Below are 12,301 nucleotides of genomic sequence, written 5' to 3'. Positions count from 1 at the left end.
GTAGTCGGTCCCTGCCAAGGAATACCGCAGCGAGCGTCGGAATACTCGGCGCCGGCCAATACCGGAACCATACGCCGATCAGGCGACCAGGGCTGCGGCGTCGCTTTTACTCTCGCATTGCGGCAATGTCACGAGTGTAAACAGCCCTGCAGGCGGAACAGGCGTCAGAGTAGCGCGTTTCAGGTCTTCCGGAGGCAGAAGGGATTCGATCGCGAAGTCCGGATGCCAGCCCAGTGAACGGGATGCACGGGCCATTCCCCGCTCAACTGTCAGGCGCAATCCACCCGTTGCAAGAAAGTGATTTACAAAAAGGATATGCCCGCCCGGCCGAACAACACGCTTGAGCTCCGCCAGAAGACGATCCGGATGTGGCACAACGGAAGCCACGAACATCGCTACGGCAATATCGAAACTGTCATCTTCAAAAGTCGTGGCTTCAGCATCCATTTCCAGAAGATCGTCCACATTCGTCAGACGGTCCTGAAGAACGCGCATCCGTGCCCGGTCAAGCATGTCTTCTGAAAGATCAATGCCGGTGATCCGTTTCTCTGGCGTGTAGGACGGCAGGGCGAGTCCCGTTCCAACGCCGACTTCGAGTACTCGTTCACCCGGAAGAGCATTGACAGCCTCAACAGCCCTCTTGCGCCCGTAACCGGAAATACCGCCAAAAACAGTATCGTAAACGCGGGCCCATCGACGATAGGCCGCTTTGACGGCCTCCGCATCCAGTGCGGAACGCGGGGAGAGGGTTGAAGACATATTCTATGCGACCTTCTGTGTCCGCTCCCCTCAAGACTGGAGAGCATATCCGGAAACGTAGTTCAGTTGGCTCCTTCTTGCCCTTCCGGATATGCATCTGGCAAGACACGGGTTGCGGATGGTCACTAACTCGACCGTTTTTCATCATTTTGGAAGCAACAGATGCTGATTGTGTTTCTGATCCTGCTTTGCCTTGTTCTGTGGACAAGCATCTACGCCATGTATTTTCGCAAAGAGATCGTAGCCTGGTTTGCAAACCGATTTGAAAAAGATGAACCATCCGCTTCCGACGAGCTACCGGAGCCCATTCGCTACAAGCCGGAGCCCGAGGCAAAGAGTGACGGCTGAATTCTGCTTTCAGCCGCCTTTCCTTCAGCTCAGGACGGGTAACGCCGTTCAATAGCGTCCCAGATCAAACCGGCGCTATTGATCCCTTCAAAACGATCGAGTTCCTGAAGTCCGGTTGGTGAGGTGACGTTGATTTCCGTCAGCCAGTCTCCAATCACGTCGATCCCCGTGAAAATCAGGCCATGATCGCGAAGATACGGGCCAATCGCGTCACAGATTTCCTTGTCCCGTTCCGTCAGATCCACACGCTCGGCGCGCCCGCCAACATGCATGTTTGAACGCGCCTCACCTGTCGCCGGAACACGGTTAATCGCTCCGATCGGGTACCCGTCCACGAGGATAATGCGCTTGTCGCCCTGACGGACAGCCGGTTCATAGCGCTGGATCATCAGAGGCTCGTTGGTCCGTGCAAAATGCATTTCCAACAGGGCCTTCAGATTCTCATCATCAGGCTTGATACGGAAAATGCCTGCACCACCATTGCCGTAAAGCGGCTTGACGATGATGTCCTGATGCTTCTCGCGGAAGGCCAGAATATCCCGTGGATCCCACGCCACCAGTGTCGGCGGCATCAGATGTGGGAAATGCGTTACCAGCAGCTTTTCCGGCGCATTCCGGACCGCCACCGGATCATTCACGACCAGAGACAGGCCCTCACCGACACCATGAACATGCTCCAGCATATGCGTTGCTGTGATGTAGCCCATGTCGAAGGGGGGATCCTGACGCATCAGAATGACGTCCGTCTCACCCAGCGGAAGGATTTCTTCTTCCCCAAACGTCGCATGGTCGCCATGCACGCGACGAACCTCGACACGACGGGCGCGGGCCTGAAGACGACCGCCTTTCCCCTGCCCTTCCGTCAGGCTGAGGGTGGAAACAGGATAAACCCAGAGCTCGTGTCCACGCGCCTGCGCTTCAAGCATGAGGGCAAAAGTGGAGTCGCCGTCGATATTGACCTGTTCTAGCGGGTCCATCTGTACGGCAACCCGGAGTGAGCGGGACATGTCGGAAACTCCAACTGAAAAAACGTTGAGAATTCTTCTGTAGCGGGCAGCACGACTTTTTCAAAGCCGGGGCATGGGCCTGTCGTTAGAGAGGATGTCCGTGAAGTGCCTCTACAGCCTGAATGGTCGGCGTTGTCAGTGGAGAGGGCAGTTCCCCGAGAGCGAACCAGCCGAAAGCACTATGTTTTTCAGGCTCCATGAGGGCTGGTACGCCTGTGAATTCGGTGACCAGATAAACGGGCGCAATCCAGTGCGTACCTGCGGCGGGATCAGACTGTTCCACCAGACACAGCATCTGTCGGGCGTGAATCGTAACGCCGAGTTCTTCAGCCACTTCCCGCTCAACCGCGCGGGCAACAGGTTCAAAAAGATCAACCTTGCCGCCTGGAAGCCCCCAGCATTCGGCTTCAGGCTCTTTTTTGCGGCGGATCAGCAGCAGCTTTCCGTCAACGAGAATGGCGGCACCACATCCGATGCGAGGTTCAGATTGCACAGATGCCTCTTCAGTCCTGCAGATCAGGGTAAGTAATTTTCAGGATTTCGATTTCAACAGGCCCACGGGGCGTCTGCAACATCGCCACATCCCCAACGCGGGTACGCATAAGGGCACGTGCAATCGGGGAAATGAGACTGACTTCCCCCCGCACGAGATCCGACTCGTCCACACCCAAAATCGTCACGGTATGTTCCGTGTCATCCTCATCGACATACGTCACTGTTGCCCCAAAGAACACGCGATCACGCGTGGTCTGAGCCGCCGGATCGACGATCACGGCGTTTTCCAGCCGCTTACCCAGAAAGCGCAACCGACGATCAATCTCACGCAGACGACGCTTGCCGTACTGATAATCCGCGTTTTCGGACCGATCTCCATTCCCTGCCGCCCAGGATACGATCTCGACAATACGAGGCCGCTCCTTCTGCGCCAGTTCCTTAAGCTCCGCACGCATGACAGCAGCACCTTTTGGAGACAGGTAATGCGAAAGCGGCGTCTTTTCAGACATCAGACGGCCCCGACACGAAAACGCATCCGGCCACCAATCCGCGTTTTCGGCTTGAGTATATGCAGCCCCCGGCCCGGAATATCAGGTCGATTGACCGCATCCGTCATGTTCGTCACCGGTTCCACAGCGACGAAAGGTCCATCAGGAGACGTAAAAACGACTAGGTGTGTAAAGATCGGATCAGCTTCTACTGAGACTTTTACGCCTGCGTCCGGACGATCAAGCCCGACCGTTCCCCCAAAACCTGCAAAGCAATTATCAATGGACCGCGCGTGAGCATCCTTTGCAGCGTGAAAAGACCATTCGCCTTCACACGGAACGGACTCAACAGGGAGACCATCCGGTGAAGTCAGCCAGACTTTTTCCGCATCGAACGAAAGTGTCGCCAGCCCCTCGGCTGCCAGAAACGGATGAAAGCCAAAACCGACCGGCTGATCGACCGTATCGCGGTTTTCGACGACCATGTGGACATCGAGCACATCGTCAGTCAGCAGATAGGACAGAACCGCACGATAGGCGAAGGGCCATTGCCGGTCATTGTCCTGCGGAACATGATCCAGCGTCAGGACAGCATGGCTCGTACCCTGATGGGCGACCGTCCATTCCTGCTCCCACGCATTGCCATGAATCGTGTGCGGGTGATCGCCCATATTGGGGGCCAGATCATAATCCTGCCCATTAAATGAAAAACGTCCGTTCGCGATCCGGTTGGAGTAGGGAATCAGCGGATATGCCCCAACGGCCTCCCCCTTCTGCGCGGCCAGGGCTTCGTTCGGCACCGGAAGAAAAATGTCTTTCCCGTCCCGTTGCCAGACACCCACAGCGCCTCCCGTTTCGGGGAGGATGGTCAGGCGGCTCTTACCGCGGCTCAATTCAATCATGACAGTCTGCAATCCTGATAGTGGCGGTCGGTCATGGGCAACCGGGGTCGCCCCATATACCCCGATCAGCGACGACCGCCACGTTTGCGTTTGGCCGGATCATACCCGCCGCCGCCTGGACCAAGTGGCGTTGGACCTTTTGGCTTCTTGCCTCCTCCAGGCCGCCCAGCCGTCGATGTCGCGACTGGCGGAGGCTCCAACCCCATATCAATCGCTTCAAGACGACGCACTTCATCACGCAAACGCGCCGCCTGTTCAAAGTCCAGATTGGCAGCGGCTTCACGCATCCGCTTTTCGAGTTCCTGAATGGTGACAGGCAGGGATTTCCCAACAAACTGCTCGGTATCCCCGGCCTCATCAGGCGCGACCGTGACATAGTCCTGCTCGAAGATGGACGACAGTGCATCGCCAATCTTGGAACGAACCGTCATCGGCGTAATGCCGTGCGCCTCATTCCATTCCATCTGACGGGTCCGACGTCGAGCCGTTTCCTCAATGGCGAAGGTCAGGCTGTCCGTCATCTTGTCTGCATAGAGCAGCACACGCCCATCCACGTTACGGGCGGCACGACCAATCGTCTGGATCAGTGACGTCCGTGAGCGCAGGAAGCCTTCCTTGTCTGCGTCCAAAATGGCGACGAGCGCACATTCTGGAATATCCAACCCTTCACGCAGCAGGTTAATGCCAACCAGAACGTCAAAAGCGCCCAGACGCAGGTCCCGAATGATCTCGATCCGCTCCAGTGTATCCACATCAGAATGCAGATACCGGACCTTGATCCCGGCTTCGCCCAGATAGTCCGTCAGATCCTCAGCCATGCGCTTGGTCAGCGTCGTGACAAGGACACGCCCACCCTGCGCAATCGTCTCACGCGCTTCATGAAGCAGATCATCCACCTGCCCTTCAACGGGCTTCACGATCGTGACCGGGTCAATCAGACCTGTCGGGCGAATGATCTGCTCGGCAAAGACGCCGCCTGTCTGTTCCATTTCCCATGGGCCCGGCGTGGCAGACACAAAAATACTTTGGGGCCGGAAGGCATTCCACTCCCCGAAGGCCAATGGCCGGTTATCAACGCAGGACGGAAGACGGAACCCATAATCGGAAAGAACGGATTTCCGAGCCCTGTCCCCACGCTCCATGCCGCCAATCTGCGGAACCGTAACGTGACTTTCATCGACGATAAGAAGCGCATCTTCGGGCAAATATTCGAACAATGTAGGCGGTGGATCGCCCGCCCCACGGCCAGACAGATACCGGGAATAATTCTCGATGCCTTTGCACGCGCCGGTCGTCTCGATCATTTCCAGATCGAAGGTCGTTCGCTGGGACAGCCGCTCGGCTTCCAGCAGTTTTCCATCAGCCGTGAATTCCTCCAGCCGCTTACGAAGCTCGTTCTTGATTCCGATCATCGCCTGATTCAACGTTGGGCGCGGCGTGACGTAATGGGAGTTTGCGTAAACGCTGATTTCCGCAAGATCTGCCGTCTTGTTACCCGTCAGCGGGTCAAACTCGGTGATCTGATCAATCTCGTCGCCAAACAGCGAGACGCGCCAGGCGCGGTCTTCATTCTGGACCGGGAAAATGTCGATCTGCTCTCCACGCACCCGGAACGTCCCGCGCTCGAACCCGGCATCGTTTCGACGATATTGAAGTTCAACAAGGGCCTTGATGAGCTTCTCGCGATCAATCTCGCCCCCGACCTCAAGCCGAACGACCATTTTCGAGTACGTCTCAACCGACCCGATACCGTAAATACAGGACACGGATGCAACGATGATAACGTCATTCCGCTCCAGAAGTGCCTGCGTGGCCGCATGGCGCATCCGGTCAATCTGCTCGTTGATCTGGCTGTCTTTCTCGATATACGTGTCCGACCGCGGAACATAGGCTTCCGGCTGGTAGTAGTCGTAGTACGAGACGAAATATTCGACGGCATTATCCGGAAAAAACTGCCGCATCTCGCCATAAAGCTGCGCGGCGAGAGTCTTGTTCGGGGCCAGAATGAGCGTCGGCTTCTGCGTCGCTTCAATGACCTTCGCCATGCTGAACGTCTTGCCGGACCCCGTCACGCCCAGCAGAACCTGATCGCGCTCCCCATTCTCCACGCCCTGCACAAGTTCGGAAATGGCCGTGGGCTGATCGCCTGCCGGCTCATAGTCCGCCTTGACCACGAACTTCCGCGTCTTGGCCTTTGCAGGCTGCTTTTCAGGAATGAATGCCGTCATGGGCATTGCGGTCGCATTGCGGAGGGCGGAAGGTTTTTTGGCCATGAGATCCAAGATGGGAAAGAAACGGGAACATCACAAGAGCGCAGCAGCACGGAAGGCGTTCCGGCGGCGTATCTTTATGTCATTTTATTGCTGAAAAGGATGGAGAGACTCGCCAAGAGGGCGTATTCAGGCCGCGTATCTTTGAAGGGAAACCGATCATGGACGTCCAGGCGATCGAGCAGACATATAACCAGCTTCAGGAACAGGCCCAGCAATCCGCACATTCTCTCCAGACGCTAGGCGCCAAGATGCAGAGTGCGGCCCAGAGCGGAGACATGCAGGCTCGGGAATGGGCACTGGATCTGCGGGAAGTCGCGCTCTCGTTTCAGGCCGAGCAGCAACAGGTCACAACCCTGCTCCAGCAATTGCATGCAGCGCTTGAAAGCGCGGCAAACAGCCAGAACACCTATGTCTCGCCCCAGCCATATCAAGCACAGCCTCCTGTTCAGGCCGTGGAACAACTGGCTGAAAACAGTTTCTTTTCCAATATCCTCAATTCTGGCTTTGCCCGTTCCGTTGAAGCTGGCGCTGGTTTCAGTATCGGGAATGATCTCATCAAGGAAATCTTCTGAGACTGTCTGGCCCGATCATCCACTGACAAAAGCAGACCTCATCAGGCCGCAAGATCCACGACTGGCAGCGTCTCGCGGGCTGAATACCTGCGGTGAACGGCAACGCAGGACAGAACGCTCCCGATCACCAGAGCAAACGCCGCCATTTCCAGAACACGCGGCGCTCGCTGCTCCCACAAAAATCCGTAAGTCAGACCAAACAGTGTCTCGAACAGGATCATCTGGCCCGTCATGGTCAGCGGCAAAAGTCGGGACATTCGGTTCCACAGGGCATTTCCGAACAAAGAGGCAATCACGGCAACACTTGCCGAAACAAGTGCAAAGCGCCCCCATTCCGGCAGGGAGTGACTGCCTGAAGACACCAGCACAGCAATAGGCAACAGAACCACCGCCTGCCCTCCCGTGACCAGCCCGGTCAGCAGATTCCAGTCATGCACCGAAAGATGGTGCAGACGCATCAGGCATCGACTGTTCCACACGGCATAGGTCGTCCAGCACGTCAAAGCAGCCAACGCATAAACCAACCCCATCACGGATTGCCCTGACGATGAGGGCATGGTCAGCGCCTGCCACCCGATACACACCGCACCCGCCGCACATAATCCTAATGACGGGAGCAGAGACCTGAGCGGCACCGCACCTTTATCCCGACTGCCAATGATCGTCACAGCCACCGGCATGAACCCCAGCACAAGCGACGTCAGGGCAATCCCCCCGGCATGCACGGCAGAAGACACCAGAACGTAATAGAGCGTGTTGCCAAACAAAGAGAGCCAGAACAGGGCTTTCCAGTCCTGAAATTTGACGGCGTAGAAAACACGGTTCCAGCGGGGAGCAATCAGAATGACGGCGATAAGACCGTAAGCGAGATACCGTCCTACAGAAAGCTGAAGAGGCGCAAAAGACCGCACCAATTCGGGAGCCAGAAAAACCAGCCCCCACAACGCCCCCGCCCCTGCACCACACAGAACTCCCAATGTGGTCTGACTGGATCTGTCTGAATGATGCGACGATGTGTTCACGATGATCTTTCCTCTGGGGACGAGAGGCATATCATCGGTTCGGCGAGTTTTGCGCTCTTGATTGGGGGATCAAATGCAACAAAAACTCATCCCATGACCAAGAAGCCTCCTGCGCCCTCCCGCTCCCTGGACCCGTTTGACCGCGCCATCCTGCGGATCATTCAGAAAGACAACAAAATGCCGCAGCGCCAGATTGCCGAGAAGGTCAATCTGTCTGCTGCGGCTGTGCAGAGACGCATTGCCGCCATGGAAAAATCCGGCGTCATTACCCGCAACAGCGCCACAGTAGAGGCCCGTGCCGTTCAGATGGGCATCACCTCCATTGTTGAAGTCATGCTGACGGACGAACGGATTCAGACTGTTGATACGGCCAAGGCTCTCTTTCGCGCCGCGCCAGAAGTCCAGCAATGCTATTATGTGACCGGCGGCGTCAGCTTCATGCTGATCATCGTCTCACAGGACATGACAACATACGAAGAAACAACGCGCCGCCTGTTTGCGCAGAACGAAGCCGTTGCCAGCTATCGCAGTCTGATTGCGCTGGACCGCGTCAAAACCGGAAGCGAGATCCTCATTCCATGAAAAAAGGCGCCTCCCTGAGAGAAGCGCCTTTTCAATTGGTTCAGCGAGACGAAATCGCTGGAGGAACCTTGGCTTTAGCGAGTGCTTCTTTCTGACGCTCAGCAAGAACATTAACGTCAAAGCCTTCAATCAACTCCTGGAACATCTGATGCCAGTTCAGACGTGCTCCCAGACGCAGGAACGCGCTGCCCAGTCCAATGGCTGACCGGTCCATCAGAACGAACTCACGAGGCAGTTTTACGCCCCCCGTACGCTTCAGCCCTTCATAGACCCGTTCCAAAACCTGCTTGGCTTCTGCCGGATCATTGCTCTCCTGCATGGCACAAACGCGATCCGTCATGAGCGGGCGATAGAAGAACCGCGCCCATTCATTCAGCACAGCAGCCGTTTCGCGGGAAAGCCCTTCAAAGCCCCATTTGCTATAAGCATGGAAGGCACGGTCTTCGTCCTTGTCCCGCAGAGCCGCGAACAGATCCACTACGCCCTCAACAAAGCGAGGAGAGAAGATACGGACGGCACCGAAATCCAGCAGGTTCAGACCGTAATCATCCCGCACGGTGAAATTGCCCATATGCGGGTCACCGTGAATGACGCCATAGCGATAGACCGGCGTATACCAGGCCCGGAACAACGCCCGCGCCATATCATCCCGCTGTTCCTGCGTTGCATCAGACGCCAGCACCGTCTTCATGCTGCGACCCGAGACCCAGTCCATGGTCAGCAAGCGGCCGGTGGACAGTTCTTCAATGGGGGCCGGAACCGTCACAGTCGGGGTTTCGGACAGCATGTCCCGATACAGGCGCAGATGGCTGGCTTCCCGACGGTAATCCAGCTCTTCCCGAAGGCGGTCGGACAATTCGGTGTAAACCTCGTCCTGACGGATCGTCGTCTCAAACCGCTTGTAAACACCAAGAGCCGCACGGAACTGCCTTAGATCGGAATCCACCGCGCCCTGCATGTCCGGGTACTGGAGCTTGCAGGCCACTTCGCGTCCATCAACCAGACGGGCCCGATGAACCTGCCCCAATGAGGCAGCCGCCACGGCGTCATGGCTGAAAGAGCGGAAGTTCTTTTCCCAGCCGACCCCCAGTTCCGCCGTCATTCGACGGCGCACGAAGTTCCAGCCCATCGGGGGTGCATTGGCCTGAAGATGAGCCAATTCTTCCGCATACTCATCCGGGAGGGCACCGGGAATGGTGGAAAGAAGCTGGGCCGCCTTCATAAGCGGCCCCTTCAGATTGCCCAGCGAAGACTTCAGACCTTCCGCGTGAACACCCTTGTCCGTCTTGATGCCAAGACGGTTTCCAGCCAGGCGCGCAGCGATGCCGCCGACTGCACCAGATGTCCGAGCCATCCGGCGCAGTTCGCCCATCAAACCGGTATTATCGAGATCGCGCGCCATGGTGCCCTCAGCCCTCCTGCTCGAGCTGATCAATCAGACCCGAGATTACATCCAGTCCTTTACGCCAGAAACCCGGATCCGTCGCATCAAGACCGAACGGCGCTAGCAATTCCTTGTGGCGAAGCGTTCCGCCAGCTTCGAGCATGGTCCGATATTTGTCAGCAAAACCCTCAGGCTGATCCTGATAGACGCCATACAACGCATTCACCAGACAGTCCCCGAAGGCATAGGCATACACATAGAACGGTGAATGCACGAAGTGCGGAATGTAGGACCAGTAAGCGTCATAATCCGGTGTAAAGTGAAACGCCGGGCCGAGGCTGCGTTCCTGCACATCGCGCCAGATGGAGCCAAGCTGCTCTGCGGACAACTCACCCTTAGCGCGCTCATCGTGTACGCGCACTTCAAACTGATAGAACGCAATCTGGCGGACTACCGTGTTTAGCATGTCCTCCACTTTCGCCGCCAGAAGATGGCGGCGGCGCTTCGGATCGGTTTCTCGATCAAGCAGAGACTGGAACGTCAGCATCTCACCGAAGACAGACGCTGTTTCAGCCAGCGTCAGAGGTGTCGCGGAGTTCAGATAACCCTGCTTCTGACCTGCAAGAATCTGGTGCACACCATGACCCAGTTCATGAGCCAGCGTCATCACGTCGCGAGAGCGGCCATGATAGTTCATCAGGATATAGGGATGAACGGACGGTACGGTCGGATGGGCAAAAGCACCCGAAGATTTGCCCGGTGCAGCTTCCGCATCAATCCACGGGTGCGTCAGGAAGCGGTCTACCAGTGTCCCAAGCGCCGGATCGAAACCCGTATAGGCGTTCAGAACAATCTCCTTACCAGTCTCCCAAGAAATCACTGTATCCGCCACGCCCGGCAGAGGCGCATTCCGGTCCCAGTGCTCCAGCTTGTCCAGACCAAGCCACTTGGCCTTCATTGCATAGTAGCGATGAGACAGACGCGGATAAGCCTCATCAACAGCGCTGACCAGCGCGTCCACAACTTCGTCTTCAACCATATTGCCACGGTTGCGACTGCTGGACGGACGTGGGTAGCCTCGGAGCTTGTCCCCGATCGCCTTGTCCTTGGCGAGCGTGTTCGTAATCATTGTCAGAAGACGGGAATTGTCGGCCAGAACAGCACTGATCTGCTCCGCAGCCGCAGCACGCTTTTCACGTTCTGTACTCGTGAGGGTGTTGAACGCCACACCGAGAGGCTTTGTCTCCCCATCAAGCGTGACAGTCAGGCTGGCCATGGTTTCATCGAACAGTCGGTTCCAAGCATTGCGCCCCGTCACCGACTTGTCCATCAGAACCTGCTCAACCTCATCGGAAAGCTGGTAAGGGCGGAAAACACGCAGATCCCGTAGGAACGGCTGCCATTTTGCCATGTCCGGTGACGCAGAAATCTTTGCAAGAACGTCATCTTCAAGACGGTTTAGTTCCAGCGAGAAGAACAACAGATCCGCCGAAATATCCGTGATGCGTTCCTGCACACCCTGTGTGAAACGACCCCAGGTCGGATCCGTCGTATGAGCGGCAAAGCCAAGCTGGGCGAAGGAGCCGATGCGCCCCAGCCCTTCCTCGATCCGCTCATACTCGACAAAAGCAGCGGCCAGCGCGGCGCCGTCAGCCTGTCCCAGTTTCCCCTTCCAGGTTTCACTGAACGTGCTGGCAGCGGATGTCAGCGCCGTGAAATCCTGTTCAATCGCAGGATCGTCCAGAGATGCGTACAGATCGGACAGGTCCCAGCGCGGCGGAGTCACGCTCTCGGCTGAAGGAGCAGAAAGGCCTGTGGCCGCGGAGAGATTCTGACTGTTCATCCTTTGAATTTAGACATCCCTGCCGCCGGGTCAAACGGGCGGTTGATGACAAATCTGTAGTAAATGAACCGACGCCGTTTAAAGCGGGATTTAACTGGCCTGCTGAAGCGCGGCCCTCAGATCTTCAATCGTGTCCTGACTGAAGACCTGAATCCCGTTCTGACGCAGAAGTGCGGCTGTTACACCCGCTCCGACATGTTTCTGCCCGCTGAAACTGCCGTCATAAATTAGCTGGCTTCCGCAGGACGGGCTGCCCTCCATGAGTAACGCGAACCGACACCCCTGTGCCTGCGCGACAGTCAGGGCAACCCGAGCTCCCGCTATGAACTCATCCGTTACATCTGCACCGGACGTATCAGTCACACGCGCTTCGCCCAGAAGAACGTCCTTTCCATCCTGCCGTGCCCCAATTTCCGCTGGCGGGCGTGGAACAGGCATCCCGCCTGCAAGCTCCGGACAGACCACGACCAGCCGCTCCTCTTCCTGCCATTGCTGAAGCAGCGGATGCAGAAGGGTCTTTGCCTTGCCATCGTATCGGACAGGCTGACCCAGCAGACAGGCGCTGACCAGAATTCGGTTCTTCACAAGCGGCACTATCCTGTCGGGGCGTCGGGGGCGTTCATCCC

At 57.0% G+C, this 12,301-nt stretch carries 13 protein-coding genes; 3 read left to right on the top strand and 10 right to left on the bottom strand.

The window, feature by feature from the left end; genetic code table 11:
• Window positions 1–78: 78 nt before the first annotated feature.
• Complete coding sequence (locus tag HKD32_RS02955) at window positions 79–759, bottom strand: class I SAM-dependent methyltransferase (protein WP_010502747.1); 681 nt, start codon at window positions 757–759, stop codon at window positions 79–81.
• A gap of 162 nt (window positions 760–921) precedes the next feature.
• Here HKD32_RS02955 and HKD32_RS02950 point away from each other — a divergent pair, with 162 nt between their 5' ends.
• On the top strand, window positions 922–1,107 hold the full coding sequence (locus tag HKD32_RS02950) for an OadG family protein (RefSeq protein ID WP_061931575.1): 186 nt from the start codon (window positions 922–924) through the stop codon (window positions 1,105–1,107).
• Window positions 1,108–1,136: 29 nt separating this feature from the next.
• Here the strand turns inward: HKD32_RS02950 and gshB are convergent, their stop codons facing one another.
• From gshB to uvrB, 5 genes are all read right to left on the bottom strand, one after another.
• A complete protein-coding gene (gene gshB, locus HKD32_RS02945) occupies window positions 1,137–2,114 on the bottom strand; it encodes a glutathione synthase (protein ID WP_194257491.1) in 978 nt (325 codons plus the stop codon).
• 85 nt (window positions 2,115–2,199) lie between these two features.
• The gene (locus HKD32_RS02940; RefSeq protein WP_061931571.1) at window positions 2,200–2,607 is read right to left on the bottom strand and encodes an NUDIX hydrolase; all 408 of its coding nucleotides are present in this window, start codon (window positions 2,605–2,607) and stop codon (window positions 2,200–2,202) included.
• A 10-nt stretch (window positions 2,608–2,617) separates the two neighbouring features.
• Entirely contained in the window at window positions 2,618–3,118 is a 501-nt protein-coding gene (greB, locus tag HKD32_RS02935; protein WP_010502741.1) for a transcription elongation factor GreB, read from the bottom strand.
• Window positions 3,118–3,999: an aldose 1-epimerase gene (locus HKD32_RS02930; protein ID WP_061931569.1), complete on the bottom strand. Its 882-nt coding sequence runs from the start codon at window positions 3,997–3,999 to the stop codon at window positions 3,118–3,120. The genes greB and HKD32_RS02930 overlap by 1 nt, the downstream gene beginning before the upstream one ends.
• Before the next feature lie 65 nt (window positions 4,000–4,064).
• The gene (gene uvrB / locus HKD32_RS02925; RefSeq protein ID WP_061931567.1) at window positions 4,065–6,272 is read right to left on the bottom strand and encodes an excinuclease ABC subunit UvrB; all 2,208 of its coding nucleotides are present in this window, start codon (window positions 6,270–6,272) and stop codon (window positions 4,065–4,067) included.
• A gap of 158 nt (window positions 6,273–6,430) precedes the next feature.
• Between uvrB and HKD32_RS02920 the strand changes: the two genes are divergently transcribed.
• Window positions 6,431–6,844 (top strand): hypothetical protein, encoded by a 414-nt coding sequence (locus HKD32_RS02920; RefSeq protein ID WP_194257490.1) that lies wholly within the window; start codon window positions 6,431–6,433, stop codon window positions 6,842–6,844.
• A gap of 41 nt (window positions 6,845–6,885) precedes the next feature.
• Here HKD32_RS02920 and HKD32_RS02915 read toward each other — a convergent pair whose 3' ends face one another.
• Entirely contained in the window at window positions 6,886–7,866 is a 981-nt protein-coding gene (locus HKD32_RS02915) for an EamA family transporter (RefSeq protein ID WP_194257489.1), read from the bottom strand.
• A 93-nt stretch (window positions 7,867–7,959) separates the two neighbouring features.
• Here HKD32_RS02915 and HKD32_RS02910 point away from each other — a divergent pair, with 93 nt between their 5' ends.
• Window positions 7,960–8,448 carry an Lrp/AsnC family transcriptional regulator gene (locus HKD32_RS02910; RefSeq protein ID WP_061931563.1) on the top strand — a complete coding sequence of 163 codons (489 nt, stop codon included), beginning with the start codon at window positions 7,960–7,962 and terminating at the stop codon, window positions 8,446–8,448.
• A gap of 40 nt (window positions 8,449–8,488) precedes the next feature.
• On the opposite strand, the gene HKD32_RS02905 is transcribed toward HKD32_RS02910, so the two are convergent.
• The 3 genes from HKD32_RS02905 to HKD32_RS02895 all read right to left on the bottom strand — a co-directional run bounded on the left by HKD32_RS02905 (window position 8,489) and on the right by HKD32_RS02895 (window position 12,260).
• Window positions 8,489–9,850 carry an ABC1 kinase family protein gene (locus tag HKD32_RS02905; protein ID WP_194257488.1) on the bottom strand — a complete coding sequence of 454 codons (1,362 nt, stop codon included), beginning with the start codon at window positions 9,848–9,850 and terminating at the stop codon, window positions 8,489–8,491.
• Window positions 9,851–9,857: 7 nt separating this feature from the next.
• Window positions 9,858–11,675, bottom strand: a complete 1,818-nt coding sequence (locus HKD32_RS02900; RefSeq protein ID WP_194257487.1) for a M3 family oligoendopeptidase — start codon at window positions 11,673–11,675, stop codon at window positions 9,858–9,860.
• A gap of 90 nt (window positions 11,676–11,765) precedes the next feature.
• Window positions 11,766–12,260 carry a 2-thiouracil desulfurase family protein gene (locus HKD32_RS02895; RefSeq protein WP_194257486.1) on the bottom strand — a complete coding sequence of 165 codons (495 nt, stop codon included), beginning with the start codon at window positions 12,258–12,260 and terminating at the stop codon, window positions 11,766–11,768.
• Between the last annotated feature and the right edge of the window lie 41 nt (window positions 12,261–12,301).

The sequence above is a fragment of the Gluconobacter japonicus genome, assembly GCF_015244665.1.
GTDB lineage: Bacteria > Pseudomonadota > Alphaproteobacteria > Acetobacterales > Acetobacteraceae > Gluconobacter > Gluconobacter japonicus.
Note: the sequence above shows the minus strand (reverse complement) of the source record. Positions and strands in the feature narration are given on the sequence as shown.

Bases quoted from the DNA above. Each gene is read 5' to 3' on its own strand.
- HKD32_RS02920 (WP_194257490.1), top strand. From the start codon at position 6,431: ATGGACGTCCAGGCGATCGAGCAGACATATAACCAGCTTCAGGAACAG.
- HKD32_RS02930 (WP_061931569.1), bottom strand. From the start codon at position 3,999: ATGATTGAATTGAGCCGCGGTAAGAGCCGCCTGACCATCCTCCCCGAA.
- HKD32_RS02955 (WP_010502747.1), bottom strand. From the start codon at position 759: ATGTCTTCAACCCTCTCCCCGCGTTCCGCACTGGATGCGGAGGCCGTC.
- HKD32_RS02900 (WP_194257487.1), bottom strand. From the start codon at position 11,675: ATGAACAGTCAGAATCTCTCCGCGGCCACAGGCCTTTCTGCTCCTTCA.
- uvrB (WP_061931567.1), bottom strand. From the start codon at position 6,272: ATGGCCAAAAAACCTTCCGCCCTCCGCAATGCGACCGCAATGCCCATG.
- gshB (WP_194257491.1), bottom strand. From the start codon at position 2,114: ATGTCCCGCTCACTCCGGGTTGCCGTACAGATGGACCCGCTAGAACAG.
- greB (WP_010502741.1), bottom strand. From the start codon at position 3,118: ATGTCTGAAAAGACGCCGCTTTCGCATTACCTGTCTCCAAAAGGTGCT.
- HKD32_RS02950 (WP_061931575.1), top strand. From the start codon at position 922: ATGCTGATTGTGTTTCTGATCCTGCTTTGCCTTGTTCTGTGGACAAGC.
- HKD32_RS02905 (WP_194257488.1), bottom strand. From the start codon at position 9,850: ATGGCGCGCGATCTCGATAATACCGGTTTGATGGGCGAACTGCGCCGG.
- HKD32_RS02910 (WP_061931563.1), top strand. From the start codon at position 7,960: ATGACCAAGAAGCCTCCTGCGCCCTCCCGCTCCCTGGACCCGTTTGAC.